Below are 26948 nucleotides of genomic sequence, written 5' to 3'. Positions count from 1 at the left end.
ATAAATTTTATTCTTTAAACAAACTCTTCGAATAAAGCAAACCGACAACACCTACAATCGTAAACAAGATTGCCCGGATCAGTATCGAAACAGCCCCCAAGTCAATGATGAATAACTTCAGCACGCACAACACGATTAATCCTGCGCCGATGAATTTTACGTATTTCCAACCGAGTTTCCTTCCGATGCTGACTGACGCAAAGGCGAATGCGAATAACAGGAATGTGTGTGCGAGAAGGATGTATTCCGTATCCCACTCATAAGTTTGCGTAAATGTCAGGAACCATTTATTCAAAAAGATGAAGTATACGACTTGCATAATGATCGCCAGAATCGGCAGCTTAACTTTGAATTTTGCTAGTGTGATCATGAATTTATCTTTCATGATCGTTATAAATAAGAATGTGAGTCCGATTAGATAAAGTATTTCAACGGATAGATTGAAAAGGTAATGTTCAAATTCAATGTAAGTTGCCAACCGGACACCCATTGTGATTAATCCTAAAAATAGATATAGAATTACAGCGGAATATGCTAAGTACTTCCCTCTTGCCCATTTTGAAAACTGCATCATACTGCCGATTGCGATAATCATGACCAGTAAATGAATATGTTCGTTTGTCGCAAAGCCGATTTTAAAGTCGGATAAAACGACGGTGGTCAGCTTCAACAGATAAACAAGCAAAATAATCTGGCCGACAATCAAACTTTGATCGATTTGCCTTAGTTCGACTTTCAAATTCTTAGGCAGAAATTGATAAGCTGTATAGTAAATGAATACAAGTGTCAGTATTAACACAATCCAAGACAAATTTTCCAACGATATAAACTCATAAATTCCTGTCGCAAGAAAAACTGCGGAACCTGCGATCACATAAATAAACGAGCTCGTCGCAATGGTTCTTTTTGTTTTATAGCGAAATCCCACCCATAAACCGACAGCTCCGTTGACAAGCAACAAGATGACCCTCATTACGCCAGTTTCTATGTTAAATGCCAAGATAAATGCACTTACCGCAAGGACTCCTACCGCTGAAAATACGCCTAGCAGCAAATCGTCTTTTTTCGAAAATGAAAATACAGAAAGTGTGACATAAAGTGCTGCGAAAAGACCATATACGAGAATCTCCGGATTGTGCTCCAGCACTTTAATCCAACCTAGTGCGAATACGAAATTCGAATAAATCAGCGATTCGGTAAACACATGCCGCTCGATTTTCCCCTTTAAATAAAAGGCCAGCAGCAATACATGTTGAATTAAAACAGTGCCTACAATGATCGGTTCGTCCCCGACTTCCCCGCTTAATACGCCGTAAGTCACCAATGTTAAATGGAACAAAAGAAACGAAATGTAAAAGGATATTTTGTGTTTTTGTCTGAGCGATACATAAAACAAGGACAAGAACAAAATCAGGATGTAAGCGCAAAATTGAATGGAAGTCGCGCTTTCGCCTTCGAGCAGGAATGGGAGTAGGAATCCTGCGATTGCTGAAAAGATTGTCAGTGTTTCTGATTTTGTTTTCTCGGACAACCATAATCCCGCCGCAATATAAGCGACTCCGATAATAAATGCCACTATAAAACTAAAATAGCCGTAGAGGTGATGGGCTGCAAATGTCGTGAGAATCCCGAGCGCGATAAAACCGCCGAGCAAGGTTAAGCCGAATACTTTATTCTTTTTCCCGTAGTACTTCATTCCAAAGTAATAGAGAAGTCCGGTTCCGACGTACCCCATCACGATTCTGACAGGATTTGTGATGAAGCCGTTGTCCATGCCAACTTTCAGCCCCCACAGGACACCTAGTAGTAAAATGAACATGAACACGCGTGGAAGCCATTGACTCAGGGCTTTCTCGAAATCAAACTCTTTCCTCGCAGGTTTCGTTATGACAGCAGTCGCACTTTGTTTATCAGGAGTTACTAGTGGCCTAAAAGGTTTGATTTCCTTCATTACTGGTGCAGTTTTGCCAATTAACTGTGCTTGTTGTTCTTTTAGCAATTTCATTTCTCTTTCTAAATGCTCGAGCCTCTTTAAAATATCCTGATGATTCTCTGACATTTTCCCCCTCCTCCACCTAACCTATTTTATGAAATCAAAAAAGATGCTACCCTACTAATTAAAAAGTAGAGTAGCACTCTTCATTTTCCAAGTATTACTAATTATTTTACCAAACTATCAAACGAACATACAACATTAATCTACAGGTATATCTGTTTCAATTTTGTTTCTTTTATTATGCACTGCTTTAAAGAAGAACAGCACTGCAAGAAACACCGTTAGCACAATGCCGACGATATAAGATACATTCAAGTCTAAATTGAATCCGATTTTCTGATTTAGAATGTAGATAAACACCATATAGGTTATAAACAGCGCTGGCACTAGCGAAATAATATAATTCTTCCCTTTGATGAATAGATACATCGTCGCAATCCACAACGCGATCGCTGCAGTTGCTTGATTCGCCCACGAGAAATATCTCCATAATAGGTTGAAATCGATTTGCGTCAACAATGCTGAGACGATGAATAATGGAATCGCGATTACTAAACGTTTGACCATTTTCTCTTGATCGATTTTCAAATAGTCTGCAATGATTGAACGTGCAGCACGGAATGCTGTGTCTCCAGATGTGATTGGAAGTACAATCGCACCTAACACCGCAATCGTTCCACCGACAGCTCCGAGTAATGTCATTGAAACTTCATTGACAACAGATGATGGTGTACCTGTTTTAATAAATTCGCTTAAAGTCTGTCCATCTAGCATGCTCATCGCGGCTGCCGCCCAAATCATAGCGATGACAGCTTCAGCGATCATCATTCCGTAAAACACATAACGACCTTGTGATTCTTTTTCAACCGTTCTTGAAATAATCGGTGACTGTGTTGCATGGAAACCTGATAGCGCCCCGCAAGTGATCGTGAAGAAAAGAATCGGGAAAATCGGCAAGTTATCAGGATGCATATTTTGTAAACTCAACTCTGGAATTTTATAATCGGAGAATAATAATGCAATCCCGACACCTACTGTACCAAGTAATAAAACAGCTCCGAAATACGGGTATAATCTACCAATGATTTTATCGATTGGCAGAATCGTTGATAAGAAATAATAAACAAATATAACGCCGATAATCACCCATAAAGCAACTTTACCATTCACTAAGATGCTTAATAGAGATGCTGGTGTTGTTACAAACACAGTTCCTACTAATAAAAGCAGCAGTAACGCGAAAATATTTACGATATGTCTTGAAAATGCGCCGAGGAACTTGCCTGCTAATTCAGGAATATGCGCGCCTCGGTTTCGAATTGAAATCATGCCTGTCAAATAGTCATGTGTCGCTCCTGCAAAAATCGCGCCTAAAACAATCCATAAAAACGCGACCGGGCCGAATAGCGCACCCATGATCGGACCGAAAATCGGACCTGTTCCCGCTATATTTAAAAGCTGGATCAAAGCGTTTTTATGTTTGTTCATCGGTACATAATCTACACCATCAGCATTTGCGTAAGCCGGCGTTTTTCTTGATTCGATTGGATCAAAAACTCTTTCAACAAATTTACCATAAATAAAATAGGCCGCAATTAACACAACGATAGACACTAAAAAAGTAATCATATTACCAAATACACTCCCATTTCCTTGAATTGAATACGCTTTCATTATTTATAAAAAGAATTTATATCGAAAACGTCCTTTGCGATTTCTATCGCTTTTCTATAGTTTAACAGATGTTTTCTGATAAAGGCGTATTCTGTCGTAACATGTCGAAAATGATTGCTAATGTGTGATTGTGATTCATTTACGTATATTTCATTTTCATTCATATAAAAAAACCAGCCTCGATAACTCCGGCTGGTTGTTGAAGTTTATTTATTCTCCGCCTGATTTCCGCTCGGAATCATTCGCTCCGCGTGAATTAAGAGCCGGTGCGTGTTGCTTCCATAGGGGTGGCAGGTGATGAGTGTGGATAAATCTTGTTTTGGTTGAATTTGGAGCGAGTCGGTTTCATGAGGCAGTATGACTTCTTGGCTGGTGATGCGGTATGAGATTGTTTCATTTAATACATGGATATGAAACACGTCGCCTACATGTAATTTGTCTAGATGTTGAAACTGTTCCCGCGTGATGCCGCCGCGGTGTCCAGCTAAGACAGAATGCGTGTTGAGGCCCCCGATTGGGAGGGAGGATCCTTCTACTTGAGCGACGCCTACGCTTAAATTTTCTTGTGTTGCGCCGATATAGATAGGTTCTTTAATTTTCATTTTTGGTATTTCAAGAACTCCGAATATGTTCTCGTTAATCGCATGATCAGTGCAATCGATAGTTCCTTCGACTGTTGATTCGAAACTAAAAGGATCTTGAAATGCTTCCGAATTTTCGAAGATAGCATCGTTGCATTTTGCAATCGAGTCGATTCGCTGTTTCGCTTCTTGATCGGTCACTTGCCTAATTTCTTCTTGAAATGTTTGGATGATTGCTTCTTGTTCGATTGAATTGGAGTAGCGGGCGATGTGTGGATAGAGAAAAATGAGTAACCCGATACTAAAAAGCACGACAATTAGCCAATTTTTTCTCAACCTCATCACTCCTCGTTTTGCGCTTTCACAACTTTCTTCCGATAAATTAAGTAGGACACTGCGAGAATTATTAGTAGCGCAATCATGATGGCCCCAAATGGATTAAAAGCCTTCTTCATACCCATATTATTTTCTTCATTTAATCGCTCCATCACTTCGGACTCAGATCGGTAACCGATACGTTCACCGCGCACTAACATGCGATGGGTATTGATCATATAAGGTTCGCATGTAATGAGCGTCGCAAAGTCTTTGCCTTCTTCAATACCCAGAAGTTCCACTTCATTCGGCAAAACAACTGATACTTGGTCTACTTTGTAAACCAATGTTTCATCCAATGATTTGATGAAAAATAAATCTCCCACCTTTAGCTTATCCAAGTTCCGGAACATTTTTGCACTGGGCAGTCCACGATGTCCCGTCATTACGGCGTGCGTCCCTTTTCCACCAATCGGCAAAGACGTATTTGAAAGATGCCCCACTCCGCTTGCCAACACTTTTTCACCAGTTCCGTGGTAAATGGGAAGCTTCACATCAATTTTCGGAATTTCGAGACTCCCCATTGATTCACCTATATTTAACACGTTGAAATACCCCGTAACGGTCGTTCCTTCCGATTCTTCTGCAAAAGGGTCTTCAATTGGCACGGTTGAGTTTATTATTTTTTCATTATAGGCTGCGGCTTGGTCTTTCAAGTCTTTGATTTCCGATTTGGTCAGCTTCAGTATCTCTTCATCGCGCTCGCTAATGATCGTGTGATGCTCTTTTGTAGCAAGAACATTGCTCATTATTGGGTACGCGAAAATGGCAAGGCCGATAAGAAAGACTATCGCAAATAGGACGTTTCGCTTCATGATAGACCACCCCTATGTAGTAAAAACTTTGGTTTTAAAAAGATAGGGAGACAGGCTCCCTATCTCTTATTATTGCAAGTTACCTCTTACTTGATAGCTGGTTTTTCTCTGCGCGCGTAGATGAAGACTGCTGCTCCCATTAGGAGTAGCCCGATGCCAGAGAATAGCGTTGTTCCGATACCTCCGGTTTTTGGTAAATCCCAACCAGATTTAGAGTTCACTACATTAATAATTACGTTTGCTTCTGTTGCATCAATCGTAACCTCAATTGGTTTCAGCAATTTACGATAACCATCCGGTGCTATTACTTCGTGTAACGTGTATTCTCCATAATCTAGTTCTGTCCATAAAATTGTTCCACCCGTTCCCGTTTCAACTACATCACCGTTAGAATTTCTTAGTTCAAAGTTTGCTCCAGATAATGCATTTCCCTTTTCATCTACTTTATTTACCGTCAAAGATCCAGCTGTAGGAACTACATTTATTAGGTTTGATTCAGAATTCCCCTCAGTATCGTTTCCATTTTGATAATCAATTTTCCCGATGTTTGCAATTGGCTCTCCAGCCGTTGCTTCTGTTTTAACATTCGCTTTGAAATTAATTTTGATACTTTTGACTCCAGCGAGTGCCGCGAAATTATCGACTGTCCATTTAAGCATTTGGCCTTCTTGAGAAAATGCTAGTGCTGATTTATCTACACCTTCCACTGTCCATGTACCACCGTATGCTAATCTCGCATCTAATTCATCTTTAACTATAAAACTTTGATAATTTTGGATGTCAGATGGAAGTGTAATATTTAAATTGTATTCAAATTCTGTCTCACGGTTAATTGGCAAGTCTGCCTTCTTACCGTTGATTGTTTTTTCAATTTTAGGTTCGTGATAGTTCTTAACAGTAACTTTTACAATTGTACCGCGTTCGTCGATTTCCCCTGTAAACTTCCCACTGGCCTCAATTTTAAAGTGATGCTCCGCTCCATTAAGAACAAAACCTTCTACAGTAGCAGTCTCTTGGAAATAGTATTCACCATATAACAATGCATCAACTTGAATTTTCCCACCGTTCTCTGTTGGAAGGTCAGTTTTAATTGGAGTGGCATTATTTTTTTCATAAAGATCAAACATAACTCCATCTAGTCCAGTACCAGCTTCACTATTTTCTTTGAATAATTCTACCGCTCCGCGGATTATTTCGTTCTTCGGATAAATATGAACGTTATAATATATATCCGTCCCGTTTGCGCTTGTCATTGGGATATCCACGGAGTAGATATTTGTATTTAAATTAACATTCTTTGGGCCGGCTGTTTCTTCAACTGTATAACGTCCTAATTTTAAATTATCAAATAGTGCTACCCCATCTACTGTTAACTTTACATCAGAAAAGTCTTCTACTGTCGGTGTCCATTTATCCAATACTGGATCATAATCATGTGTTTTAATAATTGTAAATTCTACATCATCAATTAACACTGCATCGTCTTTTGGAATGTCCCCCTGTTGTCCCGCCGAACCATCACCATCTTCACCTACATAACCTGGTTCAACCTCATACTTGTAAATAGTTAAACTACCCGTTGTTCTAACTTCTTCATTAGCTTCCGCATTGGCAACCTCCCCCGTAGCCATTGTCATAAATGTGAGTAACGCAATCATCATTACAGCGATCAGTTTCTTGATCTGCATTTGATTTTCTCCTCTCCATTATGTGTTTCATTGAAACTGTTACCTACCTCATTCATTCGGCTTTCTTCTGCGCAAGAAGAAACCGAGCGTTAACACCATCAATAAAGCACCAAATCCGTAGAATCCAGCTGCTCCGATGCCGCCCGTTTTCGGAATTATCCATCCACTTAATGTATTGACCACAGTCTTTTCGATGTGCAAAAGATCACCTGGTCCAATCGTAATTTCAATTGGTTGCAGTAACTTTCGATAGCCATTCGGCGCATTAGTTTCTATCAATTGATACTCGCCCCATGCAAGACCCTCAAAATCGATTTCTCCGGAAGAGTTTGTTGTTTTAGTTCCTACATGATCTCCGTCTTTAACCCATAATTCAAATGTTGCACCTTCTAGGACTTCTCCACTCTCATTAACTTTTAATACTTTTAAAGAACCAACAACCTCAGTATTCGTTACAATAATCTTTCCATTAACTAATGGGCTATAACTAACTGCATAACCATCCGGGACATTTTGCTCCACTACTGAATAACGAATTTCTTCTCCTGAAATCGCATCGTATTTTCTCAAGTCCGAGAAGGAACCCTTCCAACCGTTGTTTTCATTAAGTAACAATGTTTGTGAGGTATCTTCATCATTTGCGAGTAATTTGATCGTGACTGAACTTGTTTTTCTTCCGTCCCATTCCTTAACCACATCTACTGAAATTTTTTCATCATTGGTGTTGGTGAAAATAAAACCCTTTTCTGTCATGGTTTTTAAAGTTGAATAACCAGCGATTGCAACTTCCTCAACTCTATAGTTAATTTTCTCACCAGTTATATGATGAAATTCTTTCAGATTTGAAAAGGAAGCACGCCACTCGTTTGCATCATTTAAATCCAACATTTTTCCTGTATCTATGTCATCAGCAAATAGTTTAATAGTGACGGAACCTGCCGCTGGACCAATCCACTTTTTCTCCACTTCAATGTTAAAAAGGGTTGGGGTGTAAGTATTCGTTACAATCCATTCATTCCCAATCAATTCAACTAATTTAACATAGTTAACAGGTACAGTTTTTTCATCGACAGTGTATTCATATTTTCGGCCATATGCATCAGACACAGGAACATCCGTCCAAGTATGAGCCCAAGCAGTGGGGCTTTCTGTTCCATTAACAATTGCCGATTTAAATTCCTTACCTTGCCTCATAAGCATCAAGGTGATTGCGGGTCTTTCCGTTCCACCTACCCATGTTTTCTTTCCTTTTACATCTTTCTTGGGAATCTTGAATAGAAGATTTCCTTCTTTGATGTCGTGTCCTCCACCTTGCACAGATGTCACCGAAAACTTATACACCTCAGAATCACCTAAGCCTAATTCCAATAAATCAAACTTGAAAACCGTCCAATGCGCATCGTCAGTATTCCCTTGTATTCCAACTTTCGGGTCATATTCAATACAATTTACATAAATTTTGGTCGTCGGATTATATTGATCCATACCCATCGATGATTTTCCATTGAGAACCATACTTTTGAGCTTGTGTGTTGAGTTGATTGCAGCGTATACGATGTTTCCATTCGTCCATATTATTCTCGACCTAGTGTGGTCATTTGTGGATTTTTCAATTTCAATAGGCACAACTACTGAGCTATCATCGAACTCATAAGTATCGCCTGGACAGGATGCTATTGTTGCAGTATTTACCGCTGTTTTTCTAGCAGAATCATCTATCCCTACCACCTTGTCGTCACCTAGTGAAATTTCTTCCTCTTTCTCCAACACAATATACGAATGTGTCACTGTATAATTTTTAACCGATGTTTCATAACCCTTAACCTCACCACTTTTTACCGCGTACTCAATTAATGCGCCATCACCGTCATATTTGTCCAATCCACCAAACAAATAGGATGTCTCCACATTTCCCAACGTCACCGACTTTACTTGTTCGCCGGTTTGCTTGTTTACTAGATACAGTTTCACTGACGGTGGATTTTCGCTTTCCGGAACATTTATCCATTGATTCGAAACTAAAATATCCACTTTCTCATCTACAACCGTTTTCTCTGGTTCGGTTGTTTCAATTGGTTCAGTCTTCCCGACTACCTTGACTTCCACTTCTTCTGCCGAATCCTCTATCTCCTCCGATGCTTGCGACGTGTCATCAGACTTCTCACCTTCTTTGGCCATGGCTTGTAGCGATGGTAAAACTATTGATAGAATGATCATCCCTATCAATAGCAAAACGGATGACCGTTTTAAAACCATGGATAAAACCCCTCCTTTTGCTGATCTATTTCAACGACAAAAATCCGGTCGCAATTGTAATCGCGACCGGACTGTCGTAGCAACTAATGCCGTAGACTCCAAAGTTTTGCGCCCTTTAATTTCTTAAAGTTTGCCTATTATTCTATGTTGGATGAGGACTTTTATTACACAATCATTGGTAGTATCTTCAGCATATAGAACATTGAAAGTTGCCGCTATTGACGAACGTCAGTAATCCAGTATTTTTTTGCATGGGATTTTCTTGAAATAAAAAATGCCATGCAAATATTGTCAATGACAAAATTTGCATGGCATTAATGAAATTAGTTGTTCTCTGCAAAGGTCTTCATGGCATCGCGCATAAATTCAGCGAGCCCCTCGCCAAACTGATCGATGTTTTTTGTGAACCGCTCGTCGGCGACATACATTTCACCGAGTCCCGCAAAAGCTTCTAGCGAATAGGTTCCAAAGTTATTGTTCAACATATCGAACCAGTCTTTAATAGCCACTTGCGCTTTTTCAGATTTTGGATCCGTATGACGCAACTCCGCTAGGTTAAAGTAAATACGATTCATTTCCTCTTGAACTTCGGGGCCAAACTGCGCGACCTTCTTCTTCGACTCGTCAACCGCTTTATCCCCCCACCGGTCCCTGGCTTCCTGTTCGTATGGGTTCGTGCTAAAATCAAATCCTTGAAATTTCTCTTCGTTCGTCATCCTTAACTCTCCCTTCTCATGGCGAATTGTTTTCTCAATCGTATCGATCATTTCATCCAGTTGCTGCCGTTTAGCAATCAGCATTTTTCGTTGCATTTCGAAAGCTTCCTGGCGATCAAACGATGGACTAGAAAGCAATTCCTTTATTTTTTTCAAAGAGAAGCCGAGTTCGCGAAAGAATAGTATTTGTTGTAAGGTTGCCAGATTTTCCTCTGAATAAATCCGGTATCCCGCTTCCGTCAAAACATCCGGCACGAGCAAGCCGATGTCATCATAATGATGGAGTGTGCGCACACTAACACCGGTCATCTGTGATACTTCTTTCACTTTCATCGCGATTCGCCTCCCTTCATTACCAACAATAAACTATGACGTAACGTGAGAGTCAAGGATAAGTTTTACTTTTCTTCTAGCTCGATAGTTGTAAAAAATCCATCCACTATTGGATGAATATCTGGATCAGTATGATAATAGTTGCCGTTTAAATAAGTTTCACTAAATTGAAATGTCCGATCATCATCTTCGAAAAAAGTAATAGAATACCTAAAACCATCTCTTTTCCCTTGATCATCGTCAGGGATAAATTTAATGTTTTTTATTTCACCAATAAAACCCTGAATCTTTTCATAATCAGTCGTAGTCACTTCATAGCCTGTACTTCCATCAACAATTCCGATTTTAGAAACATCGTTCAAGTCGTTCTCACAAAATTCCTCGAAGGTTTTAGTTTCCAATCCGCACCCCGACAGTAACAATAAAATCACTAACAATAAGGATAATCGATAAGATTTCATTACTAACACCCCCATCTACTTCTTCAACCAAAAAAAGAAAATCATCGTGTATGCGAGTTTTTCTTCATTTGAAATATGGGATCCAAAACGGATATAATTATGAACGCCCTCCGCTTCAAATGCTGGATGCAAAGCATAAGGAAAACGGCCGAATCGGTACTTCGCAGTCATTTTTCTTTTGTCATCTAAAACATCGATATCCCCTGCCATATTATTCGACCTGAGCTCCCGCCATACCCGATCATTTTCATGAAATAAAGTTCCCCTATTTTTAAGCACAGATTTCGTTAGCCATTGCTCGAAATAGCCGATTCTTTTTCCGTCTCTGCTATGGAGCGTCAGGAGAAAACGGTTACCGTTATTCCACATGGTAAATGAGGCTAAAAGTTCTTCTTTCATATCAAGAATGTCATATGTTGCAGGTAGAATAAATCCTTCTGAAAGAATTTTAACAGCGGTTAATTTGCGTGCAAAAGGTCGGCGTTTTGTAGGGAGGATTTGAAATAAAGAAATACCTGCAGCATTGACGTTATGCATGGTCGGATAAAATGACGGCATCCACTGCAAAATTAACTCATCAATATTTTCAAAATGGACGTCACTTTCGATTTCAGCCATCGTTTCATCTCTGAGGTTCTGCTGCGCATTATTGAAAAAAAGTCCCGCAATCAGTAAAGAAATTGCGGATACTCCTGAAACGATTAGCGATTCCCCGTTCACTGAAAAACCCTTGAACCAAACAAAGTAAAAAACAATGGCGTAAATCGCTGCGATGCTGCCCCCGACAAATGAAAAAATCGATGTCTTCCGGTAAATTTTCTTCATATCCTTCGCTCACCTTACCTTTTCATCCCACGGCGGGAGTCATCACTCAAGTTTACTTTTTCTGATCATCAAAAAACTAAATCTCGTTTCGGATAAAATGATCGCACTAAGTATAAGCACTGCCCCGATACCCATTCTGAGCGTCAATACTTCACTTAAAATCGCGACTGAAAATGCCATGCCCCAAAATGCTTCTGTCGAAAGAATGATGGCCGCTTTTGTTTCTGAAATATACTTTTGGGCGATTGTTTGAAGTAAAAAGGCAATCGTCGTTGAAAATATTCCGAGATATACTAGTGGATATAAACCTGCAGGCTCAAACGAAATTGATGTTTCGCCTTTTGAAAGTATGACGATAAAAGCTATGATTGCGGCAACCGCCATTTGAACGAGTGTCAGTAAAACCGGATCTTCGTCTTCTACGAATTTCGAAGTGTAAAAAATATGAAACGCAAACGCGAAGGCGCAACAAACCGTCAGGAAGTCCCCTAGATTAATTTCAAAGGATAATTGAAGCGATAATACCGCAACGCCGACAATCGCTAGAATCGCACCGCCCAGTTCAAATACATTAATTCTTCTTTTGTAAATTAAAAACCCGATAAAAGGAACAATGACAACGTTAATCGCGGTCAGAAAGGCATTTTTAGAAGGCGTCGTGAATTGCAAACCGACCGTTTGAAGCGCAAATGCCGCGTATAAGATGCTTCCTAAAATCGCGCCTTTAATGAGCGTCTTTCTCTTGATTGCTTTTAGTTTATTATTGAAAATCAGGCATAAAATGAGTGCGCCTATTAAAAATCTTCCCGCCATCAATTGATACGGCGTATAATATTCCAATGCCACTGCACTGGCTACAAACCCACTGCCCCATATGATTGCAGTGATTGTCAGCCCGATCTCACCAATGTACTTTCTCATTTCATCCCTCGCAAGCTTTCTCAAATTAGCATCTATTTATATGAATTTCTCAATTATTTCTTTCACAGTTCCTGCGGTAGTTAAATGAACATTTTCACCCGACCATAGTGACATGAAATCACTCTTTCCTTGTATTGCCGCCTCTTTTCGTATTTCCTTTGTTAAGTCATTTTGATAAGGATAAGGCGCGATTTCTGCGTTTTTCATCTCTGAAATGAATCGATTTTCGATACCGCGAGCAGCTTTACCCGAGAATGCTGTTGTAAATGTTGTACATCCTTCGGTTGAATGTAGTATTTCCCGCTTATGCAACGGATTTGCACCGCTCTCGTTCGAAGCCAATAATGCGGTTCCAATTTGGACAGCTTTTGCTCCGGCGGATAACGCTGTTTCGAGCATCATTTTATTCGCAATGCCGCCAGCAGCGATGACTGGAATTTCGACTGCGTTTACGCAATCTATTAGTAGTTCATTTTGTGGACTGAGGGTTAATTCGCCGTGGAAAGATCCTCGATGTCCTCCCGCTTCACTACCTTGGACGACTACAGCATCCATTTTAGCGTCTACTACAAGCTTTGATTCTTGCACGGTTGTTGCCGTTCCGATTAAATATACACCATTTTCTTTCAATAAGTGAATGGTTTTTTCATCGGGCATTCCGAACGTAAAGGAACAGATTTTAATACTTTCCTCGATTAACACCTGGACTTGATCATCGAATTCGGAAGTTGAACGTTTCTGTATTTCCGAAGTGATGCCGAGTTCCCTTCGAAATGGTTCAAGTGCGTTATAGGCATCTTCCAATTGTTTTTCATTCGGTTCTATTATTTCAGGGATAAATAGATTCACCGAGAATGGTTTTTCCGTCCGGGCTTTTACTTCTCGAATAAATTTACGCGTATCCGCAGCTGATAGATAGCCTGCCCCGATTGAACCCAATGCACCAGCTTCCGCACAGGCTGCGACAAATTTGGGTGTCGTGACGCCTGCCATCGGTGCTTGAATGATTGGGTGTTTCATTTGTAAGAACACTAAATTCATTCCTTTCGAAAATCATATACGTCTTTTCGAACATCTAACTCCTTGCCATTGAAGGAAACTGTATGTTCATCAATCCAAACTATTTCTGCAGTTGATTCGCGGTAACCCCAGTAAATATTTTTCTCCCTATCCCTCTTTTGATGATAAACAGCTTCACCTCTAACGGCATCCGCAACAGTCGCGCCGCTCATTGACACATAGGCCTTGACTGTATACTCACCGGTTGGTGATTGGGATTCTGTTAGGAATTCTCCATCGGGAAGATTGGACATGCTGAAGAAAAAGTGATTGATGACCAATAACAAAATAATAATTGCACTCGCAAGACCTGCCAATAAAATCCCTAATACTTTCATGAAATACTTCATATTAAAGGGTACCTCCCTTTTTCCGAATAGGGCGTTCAGGAATGAGGCAATGTTACTTTACTGAATCGAAACATAACCCGTTTTCTCGATGATTTCCTGTCCTTGTTCGGATAACATCCATTCTATGAATTTCTCAAGATGCGGATTTTCACTACCTGCGGTTATTGCATAGAATTCCCCAGTAATCGGGTAAGCCCCAGAACGAATGGTTTCGATTGTTGGTTCGACATCATTCAAAGCCAGCAAGCGAATGCGCTTGTTTTGCGTCATTTCAGTGGAGTAATACCTGAATGTGTACCCCATGGCGTTGTTAAAATTTTTATAATCGGAAACTTGGTCGACAATTGTTCCCATGAGCGACGCGATATCTTCTACAGGCGGATCCATGATCGGCACTTCTCCCATGAATTGTTGAAGCGCGGTCTGGCTGCCGCTATCCTCAGGCCGTTGGAAAGCGCGAATCGTTTTATCTTTCCCGCCGACCTCTTTCCAATTTGTGATTTCGCCGGAATAAATCCCTTTGACTTCATCTGTTGTTAAGCCTGTTACAGGGTTTTTGGCATTCACGAAAAAGACGAACGCTTCTTTCCCGATTGGCGTCAGTTTTAATTCGCGACCTTGATCTTTCGCCCTGTTTAACTGTGCGTCAGACGGGGCCAATGCAAAAATCATATCGACGTCTCCATTAATAAGGTTGTCGTAGGCTTGACCTGTACGATTCGACATCACTTCGCTGTCATATTGATCGTATTCTTTTTCAGGATAAACCGCTTTAACGAACGCTGAATAGACCGGATAAAGTGCAGTCGCTCCGTCAATAATCGGCAGATTGTCTTCGATTTTATAAGTTGATGGTTCAGAAAGCGATACAACTTTGGATGCTTTGCTAAAAGGTGCATACGCATAGGTATCGACATCACCATCTTGAACGGTAGCTCTCGTCTTTTCGTAAAATCCTGGAATGGTGTAAATGAGCGATAAAGCGATTGTGACTCCTAAAATTCGGTAAATGGCATTCTTCGGTTTTTTCAATGAGAAAAATCGGATTGTGAAATAAAAGCCTGCGGAGATATAGAGAACGACGATAAATGGAATTAGAAAAGGCATCCCGCTCAAAAAGGCCACGGCCCCCCTATGAACGCAAAAGGGAATATGAGCCCCATAATCAATAAAATATAAATGACATTTAGCAAATGATTTTTCAACCCGAATTCCCCCTTGATGCGATTTTTGTTTATATTCCTATTGTACATGATATGGATAAGGAATTTTCAATTAATTTTCACTAAATAAAAAAGATCCGAGAAGGATCTTTACTTTATTCCAATATCTCCGCTACGCGGCCGACTTGACCATCTTCGAGTCTTACTTTAATCCCATGCGGATGAAACTTTGATTTCGTTAATAAATCTTTTACGACGCCTTCAGTTTTTGCGCCAGTGCGCTGGTCTTTTTTCAATATGATTGCGACTTTTATACCTGGTGTGATATCATCACGATTTTTTCCGTCCATTGTTCAATCCTCTTTTCTTTTTTGAAACATGCTTTGCACGACATGGGCAGTGCCTGTATGTAGCTGTCCTTCTTCACGATTCACTTCGCCAACGTGAAAATGCTTGATAAAATAGCCGTCAAATTTTTCGAGTATTTCCTTCGGGTTAATGAGCATGGACTCGTTTCTTGGTCCGCCTGTTCCATATGCAAGTTGTTCTTTTGTATACAATTCACTTATATAGTATCCGCCTGGTTTCAAAGATTTTTTAATTCCAGAAAATGTGCGCGCCATAACGTCTTCAGGCAAATGGCCAAAGATATGGACGATGGCATCCCATTGTTCGGCTTCCCATATAACGTCTGCAAGATCACGATATTCAGTAGTCACGACAACTCCTTTTTCATCAGCGAGTTGTTTTGTTTTATCAAGCCCTGCTTGTGCATAGTCCCACGCGGTAACATCGAATCCGAGCGAGGCTAAGTACACCGAGTTTCGCCCCTCGCCTTCCGCGATGCAAAGCACTTTCCCTTTCGGCATAAGCTTTGCGGCTTCGACCACGAATTCATTCGGCTCTTTCCCGTACACGTACTCATCTGTGGAGAAACGTACGTGCCACATATTCGACATTCTGCATCAATTCCCTTCGGATATGGTGGTTCTAGTTTAGCATACCGGGGGTTGTGAGGGTTGCGATTGCGTTTTCTGAGTTTGGTCGTTTCAGAGGTTGCTTTAGTCGTTTCACGCGCTGGTTTAGTCGTTTCTTCAAGTGCTTTAGTCGTTTCACTCAATACATTGGTCGTTTCGACCGCTAGTTTAGTCGTTTTCCGTCGTTTATAGTCGTTTCGTCAAATCAAGTGCCGTAAAATCACTTATACATAACGACACTTTCCACAAAAGCATCCATTCGCGATTCCATCATCCGATTTGTAAGTCCTTCAACTCCTAAATCCGTCCATCCTTTATAAACAGTCACTGGTCCATCGATGGCATCGAAAATAGATACGATATCAAAATAAGCATCATAGACGAATTCGGTTGCATGACGGCAGTACGCTTTTAAAAATAAATCCGCGATTTCTACTCCGTGCAATAAAGCTAGATTCACCCTACAATGACCGACGTCAATTCCAGCGGGGCCCAGGCAAGCATTCGGCCAATCCACAATACCGCTAACTTCGCCGCCTCTCCATAACACATTTGCTGGATGGAAATCTCGGTGGATGAATGTTTCATGGTATTTTGGTTTCTCACCGTGTAATCGTTCTAGTCCTGCCGCCCACACACCTTGCTTTCTTGTCCATTCTGGAATTTCAACATGCACATGATTCATATACGGCGCATACTTCCATGGAAACTCCCTCGCTTCAATTCGATGAATTTCACTAAGCGTTTTAGCCAATCCATCAGTCCAAGCATGAAAATCCAGTGGCTCTAGTACAACTTTCCCTTCTACTTTCGTCATCAGAATCGAAGGCAACCCACATTTTTCACCAGTTTCATCAGTTGCTATAAGTAATGGTGTGGATAAATCGCCTCTGGACGCTATTTGTAAATTTCCTGATTCATGCAACACAAGATCTGGTTCTTCAAGGAGCCATTCCTCGTTATTAAATTGGCGCAATATTATGGGGTCCTTTTCAGTTTCCACTTCATATATAAGAGATGAGGCACCCCCGTAAAGTCTTTTCATCGACTTGACCGCAACACCTAGTTCATGTTCTATCCAAAGTTTCCGTTTTTCATTTAAACTCAAATTCATCCCCCATTTAACAGTAAAAAAATCAACCCAGCTAAAGGATTGATTTTTTCCACAACTTATTTTCCCACCGGTTCAAAATGAACTTGTTTAGTACCGGTTATTTTCAGTTTTTGCCCCTCGACTAATTGAACATCACTTTTCGTTTGAAGTGATCCTCCGCCGACTAGCTCGTAAACACGGACCTCTTTTCCTGGATCAAAGACCTGTAAGTATCCCACCAACCTGTCATCGGTTGTAACAATATAATTGCCTGCGTTAATATCCAAACCGACCTCCCATATTCCCGGTGATAAGCTATTTGAGAGTTTCGTTTCAGCGTGACGAACCGTTGCGCCTTCCAATCCACCATCAAAGAAAATTGTATGGTTTTCACTAAGGTCGACAGTCAAAGAAGAGTCCACCCCGTAAAACCGATCAAACATTTCGCGGATCAATAAATCGCCCTGTTCATCATAAATAAATACATTTCCCGCCTCACCCGCAAAAATCTCATACCTGCCCTCAGGAACATTCACTTCCATTCCCGACTTTTCGATTTCACCCGTTTCTATGTTCTGCCCTTTCGAATTGTTGCGATCAACCGTGTCGAAAATCGTCTGACTTACTTTCCCGACAATCTCATCTTTTTCTTCTCCGACAATTTCACTGTTTTTTTCAGCATCAGTCATATTGTTGTATGTCGGGGCATTGAGTATACTTCCGCAACCGGCAAGAACTAGTAACACGGCAAAAAGCAAAGTAATCTTACTAACTACCTCTTTAATCGGTGCTGTGATAGTGTTTTTCATAATATTCCACCGTCCCTAGCGCGCCTATTGTCAGTTCTTCGTCATTCAATACGAGTAATCGTTCTATCCATTTGATTTGTTCCGGAATCGACATGCCCGCCAATGGTATGCAAAGTAGTCGCTTTGCGATATAAATATGATCATCTGGCAACGCGTATCTCAACTGTTCATACTCATCTGAACTAATGACAATCTTTATAAAGGATTCATTTTTCTCATTCAACATTTGTTGCTGAACAATTTTCCCTTCTTTTAAGAATAGCACGCGGTCCGCATATAAATCCAAGTTCTCGAGTAAGTGCGAGGAAACAAAAATCAGCTTATCTTCTTTTTTCATGTCGAGTAAATAGTCGGAAATGAGCGCTACGTTCGAAAAATCCAAGCCGTTCATCACTTCATCCATCAACATGATGGGCGTATCCGCCGCTGCCATCATCGCAAAACAAAGCCTTTGTCGCATACCGAGCGAATAGGTGCCAACTTTTCGCTTAACATAGTCGCCCATTTTTAACCTTTCAATAATCCCTGGAAGATGTTTTGTAGAGCCTTTCCACATGTTGCCGTATAATTTCAAGTGATCAACGCCCGATAATTCGTCAAATAAATCATCTTGATCTGGAAAAGTCGACATATGCTTATGGATATAAAGCTTATCTTTTTCAGTATTGAAACCATATTTATCATTGAATGTCACTTCCCCATTTGTCGGTTTCAGGAAGTTTGCCATGACGTTGAATAACGTCGTTTTACCCGTACCATTTGGTGCAGCTAGCCCGATTATTTCACCTTTATTCGCCGTTAACGATAAATTATCCAAGACGACTTTATCTTTGAATGCAACAGAAATATTCTTTAATTCTATCATCGTCTACCCCGACCTCCCCCGTTTTACACGCTTCTACTCAATGTTCTCTGCGTCTGTCGATAGCTAATTTTATTTTTCGCAAATAGTACGATGATCAGTAAGGCGCAAAGGACAACTAACCATAGGATTGAGTACCAAAAATCGATTTGGGCATTCTCCAACTGTTTCGCTAAAGCTCCAGAAAGGACACTTGAAAAGTCGATGTATTTTAACGGATGGAAGACCGAGAAATTCACTCCCCAGACCAATAGCAAATTCGGAACTAAAAACAAACTGAATCCAACCAACACGTTTGCAAAAGCATTTTTGAACAGGATATTGAGCAGGATGCTTAAATACAGAACGACTAATGTAATAGCTGCCAACGCCGCCAATGCATACAGCAAGTAATCGAAAATGATGACTGCTTCATAGCCGCCATTTCGGTAAATGACGATAGGATCCGTCAAATAACCCGTTCCGAACTCTTTTGATAAAAAATAATGCCCAAAAAGCAATCCTGCAATGAGAAATACCATCGTTTGAATGAAATGGATCAAAACTTTAATATTGATTTTATTCATAAATGAAATCGGAAATCCGCTCATGACCGTCTGATGCCTTTGTTCATAGACAATGATTTCGCTGCTGCTTATCAAGACAAAGAAAATAAACGGCAATCCGCTTAACAAAGCCAGTGCAGAAGCATAATGCGGTTCCGCTAAAAACTTATTTGAATCTAACTCCAATTTCTCTTTCTGAATAAATCGCAATAACGCATCTTCTTTTAAGATTTCTTCTTTCGGAACAATAAAATGCTGCGGAACACCCGGATAACCTAATTCATGCGCTTTGAGTCGCAATTCGTTTAGCTCCAAACCGTTTGCAACATAATCCTCAGTCACTTCGCCTTCCATGATATAGAATCTTTGAAAGTTCACCAATGTAGATTGCCGGGTCAAAATCTCATACATCGCTTGTTTTTCCGCATCACCTTCTTGCAAATCGTCACCATAAGACTTGAATAATATACTATTCGAATTTGCTTCCGCCCCTTTTAGGTCTCGCAAATTTTCCGCCGGCGTCTGATTTGTATAAACGATAAACAGCGGGAAAAATAGCATAATGACGATACCAAGAAACCAATTCTTCCGATTCTTTAATATGATTTTTGATTCAAAAAGAAAGTATCTCCAAAGCATAATCGTTTCCTTTCTTCCAAAAAGGCGTCAGTTTGTTTGATAAAAACGCTGTTTGTTTACAATTCGAGCAATAAGAACAAGCAAGAACTCAATAATAACGATTGAAATGATAAATAAAAGATAGCCTTTTGAATAAGTAATCGTTTCTAGATTCACCAAAAAGTTTTTTGCGCCAGTGATTACCTTTCCAAACTCAAAATAAGTCTGAGGGAAATGGCTGATTTCAACACCGAAAATATCTCTTAATGTTCTTGTGAAGTAAAGGCGTTCAGAAAAAAGAATGAGCGAACTGACAAGAAGGACAAGCCATTCGTTCTTCAACACCAAACTTAATACCATATTCAACCTAATAAATAAGTACACAAGAATCGGGATGAAACCTATTGCAAGTAACAGGAATTTCCCAATCGAAATCATTTCAGAGTCCATGAAATCGACTTCACTGCCCGGAACTAGCACAGGAATTTGTATATCAAAATAACCGAAACCATTTTGGAATGTTAATGCGGTCATTCCGGCAATGAATAGCGCTAATAGCACTAGCATCGTATAAGAAAATGCCACGAATGTTTTAAGATTGATAAGACGGTACCAAGATAAGGGGATCCCTTGTAAAACTGTCGGGTTTTTTCGATCTCGCACGAGCACATCACTACCGAAATAAATTGCGCAAAAAAAGATTAAGTAAATCATGGGACTTAACAATAAATTCGACAAAACCTGAAGCGCTGTCTTTTGCTCAATTATTTCATTAGAAACTGGAAGATCACTAGTTAAATAGCTGTCATAGCGTAAATTCATTTGCTGCAATAGATTTGAACGATCCTTGTGCGGAAAAGGTGACTTCGGAAATAATGTCTTGTCCTCTATAAAAGCCATTGAATCTATGTTCAGGATTTTAAAACGTAAATACCGAGTATATTCCTCATTTTCGAACGCATGAACCATCGCGTTACGAACTTTATTTTTATATTCATCTTGCGCATAGGCCGACATGCCAATAAATTGGATGATTCCCGTCGCGCCTCTGGCTTCCCTGCTTTCTTGGGAAGCCTTTGTGTCTGAGACGAGAACCTTCAATTCATCGACATCTATCGTGTCGATTGTTTCCTGATTTGGCAAAACGATAAAACAATAACTAAAAACCAATGCAGCTAAAAATACAATGAACATATTATTCTTTTTACTTTTTCGCATGAGCATGAACTCATGTTTTACAAAGAATCGATTCATCCTAGCCTCCCCTAACCTAACTTTAGTTCTAGGGTTTTCAACATTCTATCTACTCCCTATTTTTTACTAGTTTACCAAAGTGGCCGAAAAGTAACAAGGGTTCGATTATTAAATCAATTCATCTGCTTTTCACTTTTTCATAAACAATTTCGCCTGCAACCACAGTCATTACAACCTTCGCAGCAATTATCCCTTCATCTTCAACAGCGAATAAATCGGTGTCGAGAATCGTGAAATCGGCATCGAAGTTTTCCCCGAGTTTCCCGCGCACATCGCCTTTTCCGATAGTGGCGACACTTCCCGCTGTAAATAAATGAACCGATTCGAAACGACTAAGTTTTTCAGTAGGCAAATAGCCTTCATGGGTCTCACCTGGTTTTCGCCGAGTTGCAGCGGCATAGATTCCGAGTAAAGGATCCGCTTCTTCAACCGGCGCATCCGAACCGCCGCCGCAAATGAATCCGCGGTCGATCAACTTTTTCCAAGCGTATGCCCAGTCCAGGCGGTCTTCGCCTAACCGGTCCATCGCCCAAGGGAAATCTGACGATACAAATACCGGTTGTAGATCAAGAATGACTGGCAACTTTTCCATTCGCGCAACCAAATCGTCACGCAACACATTCACATGAATCAATCTGTCGCGCTTCCCTTCAGGAACAGGATGTTTTTCAATGGCATCTAGTGCCTTTTCAACTGCTGCGTCCCCAATGACATGGACAGCTATCGCTTCATCGTATTTCCTCGCTAACTTAACAAGTTCTTCAATCTCTTCATCAGTAAGGACTGCCACCCCAGATGTTTCAGGCGTATCCGAATACGGCTTGCTCAATAGCGCGGTTTTTCCACCAAGCGCTCCGTCGATGAAGAACTTCATCTCACCGGGCGTAATCCACGGTTCATCGTAAGTTGCCTTTTCCTCCATTAATTGTTCGAATACCGGGGATCTTCTTAGTAAATGAGCACGAAACTTCCGCTGTTCGCTGATCACATTTTTAAACGCTTGAAGCGGTTTCGTGTAATCGCCGTAATAACCGAGATCATCTGTCACTGCGCCGGTTAATCCCAGAGCGACCAGGTCATCGACGGATTTTGTTAAAGCTTTTGTCAACGATTCTACTGTTGGTTCCGGCAGTAAATTCAGCAACAGGTCCTGAGCGCCTTCATGAAGATAGCCCGTTGCTTCGCCGTTTTCATCGCGTTCGATAACGCCGTCTTCAGGATTTGCGGTGTCTTTCGTAATTCCAGCGAGTTCGAGAGCTTTTGAGTTTGCGAGGACTGCATGGCGGCATGTCCTTTTCAATACCATTGGAGAATCCGTGACCTTATCGAGTTCGCTCGCTCGGGGAATTCTTTTATCCGGAAAATTATTTTCGTTCCAACCTTCCCCCACAAACCACTCATCCGGCGATAGATCTTTATGCGCAGCGTGAAGCATGGCCATCATTTCATCCGCTGACTTTGCTTTTGCTAAATCAAGACTAAGTAGCTTTTCACCATGCCCGATCATATGCATATGGCTATCGACAAATCCCGGATAGAGAACCGCCCCTTTTAAATCGATTTCTTTACCCGCCTGCCCTTCTAATTCCTCATAGGTTCCAACCGCGATAATTTTCCCCCCTTCTGTAAGGAGCGCCTCGACTTTATCGCCTTCAAAACTCATCGTATACATCGTGCCGTTATGCCATACTGTTTTCATGTACAATTCCCCCTATCTATTTATATAGTCTAAACTTTCGGGCAATCCTCTGCAACGGCCGCGAAAAAAATGCTACAATTATAGTAGAAATATATTGGAGGGATTTCATTGAGATTAACTGTTTATTTAGCAGGAGAAATTCATAGTGCGTGGCGAGAAGAAGTCAAAGTGAAAGCTACAGCTTTAAATTTGCCCATTGACTTCGTCGGTCCGATGGAAGATCACGACCGTTCCGATAATATCGGAGAAGAAATTTTAGGTGAGCAGCCAAATGCCATCTATAAAGATGCGACGGCTTCGAACTTTAATAATTTAAGAACTGAAATTCTAATGAAGAAGGCTGATCTTGTCATCGCTTTGTTCGGCGAAAAGTACAAGCAGTGGAATACTGCGATGGATGCAAGCGCTGCTGTTGCATACGGAAAACCGCTTCTTCTTATTCGTCAAGAAGCACATCACCATGCGTTGAAAGAATTGTCGCGTAAAGCGCATGCTACTGTTGAGACGGTCGACCAAGCGATTAAGGCACTTCATTATATATTTGAATGAAGATTTTCAGGACTCCACTTTGATTAGTGGGGTTCTTTTTTTGATTTGATTCGATTGGGTAGGCATTAAGTATTGCGTTGCGGATATATGTATCAATCGTACAGATATACATGATAAAGCTTCTTATATCGCGTATTATCTGACGGACATCCACTCCAATTTACAAAATCTTTACACCTCCTTTATACTTCCTTAACAATCCATCTGTATTATTAGTACTAGATAAATCGAATGGAGGATTCTCATGACATTAATGAGTGAGCATAAAGAAGCTATACAACTTCGACTGATGGACAATGCGAACTGGAGAAAACCTGTTTATGAAACGAACGGATTGAATCTTTGGTACGGGGCTACGCATGCACTGAAGAATATCGATCTTTCCATTAATGAAAAAGAAGTAACCGCAATTATCGGTCCATCCGGTTGCGGGAAGTCAACTTATTTAAAGACCCTGAATCGAATGGTTGAAATGGTTCCTGATGTATCTATATCTGGACACGTTACATTCAAAGGAAAAAACATTCTCGGAAAAGCGATGCCTGTTGAAATGCTTCGGTCTAAAGTGGGCATGGTTTTTCAAAAACCAAATCCCTTCCCTAAATCGATTTATGAAAATGTCGCATTCGGGCCTAAAATTCATGGAATTCGAACCAAGGCGATGATCGATAATATCGTCGAAGATAGTTTGCGAAAAGCTGCCCTTTGGGATGAAGTGAAAGACCGCCTTCACAAAAGTGCTTATGGGCTTTCCGGCGGGCAACAACAACGACTTTGCATCGCTCGCTGTCTCGCGATTGATCCTGAAGTCATATTGATGGATGAACCTACTTCCGCCTTAGATCCAGTTTCGACGCACAAAGTGGAAGAGCTAATAAATACGATTAAAAACGATGTAACAATCGCAATCGTCACACACAATATGCAACAAGCAGCGCGGATTTCAGACCGTACAGCGTTTTTTCTAAATGGTGAAATTATTGAATGCGATCAAACATCCACAATCTTTAATAACCCTACGGACCACCTAACGAATGACTATATAAACGGCCGGTTCGGCTAACAATCAAACACCGTCTTTTATTCGAGAAGTTCCTATCTCCTCGAATAAAAGACGGTGTTATTCATTTTACTTTTATCTCCTTATTTACAAAATGTTTACATTAAACACATACTAGCTTAACAATCACTCTTTATACTAAAAATTAGAAAGAGCAAATCTTTCTACTAAAACAGAGATTAAGAGGAGGACTATTCAAATGAAATTGAAAAAGTATCTTTTATTCCTAGCTATCGCAGCTCTTGCAGCAGTTATTGCCGCATGTGGAGCTGAACCGAAAGCAAATAATGACGAACAATCTAAAGGTAACAACGAAGAGTCTAAAAGTAACAACGAAGAGTCTAAAGATAACAGTAACTCCGAAAAGCTAGAAGGAAGCGTTGTGATTGATGGATCTGGAACAGTTTATCCGTTGATGGCTAGAATCGCTGAAGAATACATGATAAATGAACAAGAAAATGTATCTGTTGAAGTTAGTCGTGCGGGAACAAGTGCAGGATTCAAGAAGTTTTTAGTTAAAGACGGAACAGACTTTAATGACGCATCCCGTCAAATAAAAGATGAAGAAGCAGCTGAAGCAAAAGATTTAGGTATTGAAGTAAAAGAATTAAAAGTTGCATTAGACGGCTTAACCTTTGTCATTAACAAAGAAAATGACTGGGCTAAAGAAATGACTCCCGAACAGCTCATTAGCATATTCAAAGCTGACAGCGGTGTTAAAAAATGGTCGGATCTTGACCCGAGTTGGCCTGATGAAGAAATCAAGCCTATGGGGCCGAACGAAAACCACGGAACGTATGAGTTCTTCTATGAAACCATTTTAGAAAAACAAGATCTCGTTGACACTGTAAATCTACAACAAGATTATTCTACACTCGTTAACTTAGTAGCTGAAGACGTTAATGGAATTGCATTCTTCGGATTTGGGTACTACGTCAATAATAAAGACAAATTAGAAGCAGTTCATGTAGATTTCGGGAGCGGCGCGGTAGAACCATCGCTCGATACTATTTCGGAAGACGGCGACTATGCGCAGTTTACTCGGCCAGTCTTCACATATTTGAACGTTCAACATGCAACAGAAAAACCTCAAGTTCTAGATTACGCGATTTATTTGATGCACAATATCAATAACTTTGCCGGAGAAACTGGATTCGCACCAATTCCGGATGAGGAAGTCAAAGAAGGCGTTGAATACTTGGATGGATTAAAAAACTAAAAATCTCTAAAAGAAGATGAGCGCGCTTCCCATGCCCTCATCTTCTTGCACCTTATAAATGATAAAGGAGTGCTCTGTGCAATGCCTATTAAGAATGAAATCGCAAGAAAAGAGATTGGCATCAGGGAATTAATCGAACAAAAGCAGCGCTCAAGAAATTTCAAAGAAATGTTCGAAAGAGCTATTCCAATATTTCTATTTCTAATAGCATCAATATCGATCTTAACAACCGCGGGTATCATCTACACATTGTTATCGGAAACGATCGAGTTTTTTAAACGGGTGCCAATGGCAGAATTTTTTACTGGTACTGTGTTAAAACCGCTTAGTCAAACACCGCAATTTGGTGTCCTGCCGCTTATTGTCGGTACGGTCACATCTTCACTCATCGCTATGGCAGTTGCCGCCCCTATCGGTTTAATGTCTGCAATCTATTTGAGTGAATATGCGTCTGATAAGGTTAGAAAAACGGTTAAGCCTTTACTTGAAATCCTCGCGGGGATTCCCACAATTGTCTATGGATTCTTCGCATTCACTTTCGTCACGCCGCTACTGCGCGAAATTATACCTGGGCTTGCAGCAACAAACATTTTAAGTCCCGGTATTGTGATGGGCGTTATGATCATTCCAATGATTGCGTCGTTGTCTGAGGATGCGATGAGTTCGGTTCCAAATTCGATGCGTGACGGTGCTTTAGCGTTAGGTTCAACGAAATTAGAGGTGACGAAAAAAATTGTGATTCCTGCCGCACTTTCTGGAATCATCGCCTCCTTTGTTCTCGGAATCTCTCGTGCGATCGGGGAAACGATGATTGTCACGATTGCTAGCGGAAGCACGAAAAACTTCACATTCGACATTACACAATCCATGCAAACGATGACCGCTTATATCGTCGAAGTAACCGGCGGAGATGCACCAGCAGGCTCCACAATCTATTACAGTCTGTATGCTGTTGCGATGACGCTATTTGCATTCACGCTACTGATGAATTTATTGGCAAGATCAATTTCCCGTAAATATAGGGAGGAGTATTAATAATGGAAAAAGTCT

26 protein-coding genes and 1 riboswitch are annotated in these 26948 nt (G+C 40.6%); of the genes, 5 read left to right on the top strand and 21 right to left on the bottom strand.

Annotated elements, in window-relative coordinates:
* Positions 1-7: 7 nt before the first annotated feature.
* From G8782_RS08980 to G8782_RS08910, 15 genes are all read right to left on the bottom strand, one after another.
* On the bottom strand, positions 8-2059 hold the full coding sequence (locus G8782_RS08980) for a DUF2339 domain-containing protein (protein ID WP_172370600.1): 2052 nt from the start codon (positions 2057-2059) through the stop codon (positions 8-10).
* A 135-nt stretch (positions 2060-2194) separates the two neighbouring features.
* Entirely contained in the window at positions 2195-3625 is a 1431-nt protein-coding gene (locus G8782_RS08975; RefSeq protein ID WP_172370599.1) for a carbon starvation CstA family protein, read from the bottom strand.
* Between the two features lie 251 nt (positions 3626-3876).
* Positions 3877-4587 carry a class C sortase gene (locus G8782_RS08970; RefSeq protein ID WP_172370598.1) on the bottom strand — a complete coding sequence of 237 codons (711 nt, stop codon included), beginning with the start codon at positions 4585-4587 and terminating at the stop codon, positions 3877-3879.
* Between the two features lie 5 nt (positions 4588-4592).
* Positions 4593-5441 carry a class C sortase gene (locus tag G8782_RS08965; protein ID WP_172370597.1) on the bottom strand — a complete coding sequence of 283 codons (849 nt, stop codon included), beginning with the start codon at positions 5439-5441 and terminating at the stop codon, positions 4593-4595.
* Positions 5442-5527: 86 nt separating this feature from the next.
* A complete protein-coding gene (locus G8782_RS08960) occupies positions 5528-7129 on the bottom strand; it encodes a SpaA isopeptide-forming pilin-related protein (RefSeq protein ID WP_172370596.1) in 1602 nt (533 codons plus the stop codon).
* Between the two features lie 48 nt (positions 7130-7177).
* Positions 7178-9385, bottom strand: coding sequence for a Cna B-type domain-containing protein (locus G8782_RS08955; RefSeq protein ID WP_172370595.1), 2208 nt, complete (start codon positions 9383-9385; stop codon positions 7178-7180).
* 58 nt (positions 9386-9443) lie between these two features.
* Positions 9444-9530: riboswitch (cyclic di-GMP riboswitch) on the bottom strand.
* Between the two features lie 178 nt (positions 9531-9708).
* Positions 9709-10440, bottom strand: coding sequence for a TipAS antibiotic-recognition domain-containing protein (locus G8782_RS08950; RefSeq protein WP_172370761.1), 732 nt, complete (start codon positions 10438-10440; stop codon positions 9709-9711).
* 59 nt (positions 10441-10499) lie between these two features.
* Positions 10500-10895 (bottom strand): hypothetical protein, encoded by a 396-nt coding sequence (locus G8782_RS08945; RefSeq protein ID WP_172370594.1) that lies wholly within the window; start codon positions 10893-10895, stop codon positions 10500-10502.
* A 15-nt stretch (positions 10896-10910) separates the two neighbouring features.
* Positions 10911-11720, bottom strand: a complete 810-nt coding sequence (locus G8782_RS08940; protein WP_172370593.1) for a hypothetical protein — start codon at positions 11718-11720, stop codon at positions 10911-10913.
* A 42-nt stretch (positions 11721-11762) separates the two neighbouring features.
* Entirely contained in the window at positions 11763-12641 is an 879-nt protein-coding gene (locus G8782_RS08935) for a DMT family transporter (RefSeq protein ID WP_172370592.1), read from the bottom strand.
* Between the two features lie 36 nt (positions 12642-12677).
* Positions 12678-13682 (bottom strand): NAD(P)H-dependent flavin oxidoreductase, encoded by a 1005-nt coding sequence (locus G8782_RS08930; RefSeq protein ID WP_172370591.1) that lies wholly within the window; start codon positions 13680-13682, stop codon positions 12678-12680.
* Positions 13679-14050, bottom strand: coding sequence for a DUF5412 family protein (locus G8782_RS08925; protein ID WP_246231615.1), 372 nt, complete (start codon positions 14048-14050; stop codon positions 13679-13681). The genes G8782_RS08930 and G8782_RS08925 overlap by 4 nt, the downstream gene beginning before the upstream one ends.
* Before the next feature lie 57 nt (positions 14051-14107).
* Positions 14108-15157 (bottom strand): PstS family phosphate ABC transporter substrate-binding protein, encoded by a 1050-nt coding sequence (locus G8782_RS08920; RefSeq protein WP_172370759.1) that lies wholly within the window; start codon positions 15155-15157, stop codon positions 14108-14110.
* Between the two features lie 211 nt (positions 15158-15368).
* Entirely contained in the window at positions 15369-15563 is a 195-nt protein-coding gene (locus G8782_RS08915; RefSeq protein WP_172370590.1) for a YwbE family protein, read from the bottom strand.
* A 3-nt stretch (positions 15564-15566) separates the two neighbouring features.
* On the bottom strand, positions 15567-16172 hold the full coding sequence (locus G8782_RS08910) for an SAM-dependent methyltransferase (protein ID WP_246231614.1): 606 nt from the start codon (positions 16170-16172) through the stop codon (positions 15567-15569).
* 60 nt (positions 16173-16232) lie between these two features.
* Between G8782_RS08910 and G8782_RS08905 the strand changes: the two genes are divergently transcribed.
* The gene (locus tag G8782_RS08905; protein WP_172370589.1) at positions 16233-16382 is read left to right on the top strand and encodes a hypothetical protein; all 150 of its coding nucleotides are present in this window, start codon (positions 16233-16235) and stop codon (positions 16380-16382) included.
* Positions 16383-16410: 28 nt separating this feature from the next.
* Here G8782_RS08905 and G8782_RS08900 read toward each other — a convergent pair whose 3' ends face one another.
* The 6 genes from G8782_RS08900 to G8782_RS08875 all read right to left on the bottom strand — a co-directional run bounded on the left by G8782_RS08900 (position 16411) and on the right by G8782_RS08875 (position 23070).
* Positions 16411-17298, bottom strand: a complete 888-nt coding sequence (locus G8782_RS08900) for an aminoglycoside phosphotransferase family protein (protein WP_172370588.1) — start codon at positions 17296-17298, stop codon at positions 16411-16413.
* A 62-nt stretch (positions 17299-17360) separates the two neighbouring features.
* Positions 17361-18092, bottom strand: a complete 732-nt coding sequence (locus G8782_RS08895; RefSeq protein WP_172370587.1) for a hypothetical protein — start codon at positions 18090-18092, stop codon at positions 17361-17363.
* Positions 18064-18957 (bottom strand): ABC transporter ATP-binding protein, encoded by an 894-nt coding sequence (locus G8782_RS08890; RefSeq protein WP_172370586.1) that lies wholly within the window; start codon positions 18955-18957, stop codon positions 18064-18066. Before G8782_RS08890 ends, G8782_RS08895 begins: the two co-directional genes overlap by 29 nt.
* 23 nt (positions 18958-18980) lie before the next feature.
* Positions 18981-20138 carry a hypothetical protein gene (locus G8782_RS08885; RefSeq protein WP_172370585.1) on the bottom strand — a complete coding sequence of 386 codons (1158 nt, stop codon included), beginning with the start codon at positions 20136-20138 and terminating at the stop codon, positions 18981-18983.
* A gap of 27 nt (positions 20139-20165) precedes the next feature.
* Complete coding sequence (locus tag G8782_RS08880; protein WP_172370584.1) at positions 20166-21371, bottom strand: hypothetical protein; 1206 nt, start codon at positions 21369-21371, stop codon at positions 20166-20168.
* 118 nt (positions 21372-21489) lie between these two features.
* On the bottom strand, positions 21490-23070 hold the full coding sequence (locus tag G8782_RS08875; protein ID WP_172370583.1) for an amidohydrolase: 1581 nt from the start codon (positions 23068-23070) through the stop codon (positions 21490-21492).
* A 108-nt stretch (positions 23071-23178) separates the two neighbouring features.
* Here G8782_RS08875 and G8782_RS08870 point away from each other — a divergent pair, with 108 nt between their 5' ends.
* From G8782_RS08870 to pstC, 4 genes are all read left to right on the top strand, one after another.
* Positions 23179-23619 carry a YtoQ family protein gene (locus G8782_RS08870; protein WP_172370582.1) on the top strand — a complete coding sequence of 147 codons (441 nt, stop codon included), beginning with the start codon at positions 23179-23181 and terminating at the stop codon, positions 23617-23619.
* Positions 23620-23908: 289 nt separating this feature from the next.
* The gene (gene pstB / locus G8782_RS08865) at positions 23909-24682 is read left to right on the top strand and encodes a phosphate ABC transporter ATP-binding protein PstB (protein ID WP_246231627.1); all 774 of its coding nucleotides are present in this window, start codon (positions 23909-23911) and stop codon (positions 24680-24682) included.
* 196 nt (positions 24683-24878) lie between these two features.
* The gene (locus G8782_RS08860) at positions 24879-25898 is read left to right on the top strand and encodes a PstS family phosphate ABC transporter substrate-binding protein (protein ID WP_172370580.1); all 1020 of its coding nucleotides are present in this window, start codon (positions 24879-24881) and stop codon (positions 25896-25898) included.
* Positions 25899-25979: 81 nt separating this feature from the next.
* The gene (pstC, locus tag G8782_RS08855; protein WP_172370579.1) at positions 25980-26933 is read left to right on the top strand and encodes a phosphate ABC transporter permease subunit PstC; all 954 of its coding nucleotides are present in this window, start codon (positions 25980-25982) and stop codon (positions 26931-26933) included.
* The last annotated feature ends 15 nt before the right edge of the window (positions 26934-26948 follow it).

The organism is Sporosarcina jiandibaonis (assembly GCF_013184495.1).
Classification (GTDB): domain Bacteria; phylum Bacillota; class Bacilli; order Bacillales_A; family Planococcaceae; genus Sporosarcina; species Sporosarcina jiandibaonis.
This window is presented reverse-complemented; position numbering and strand designations above follow the sequence as displayed.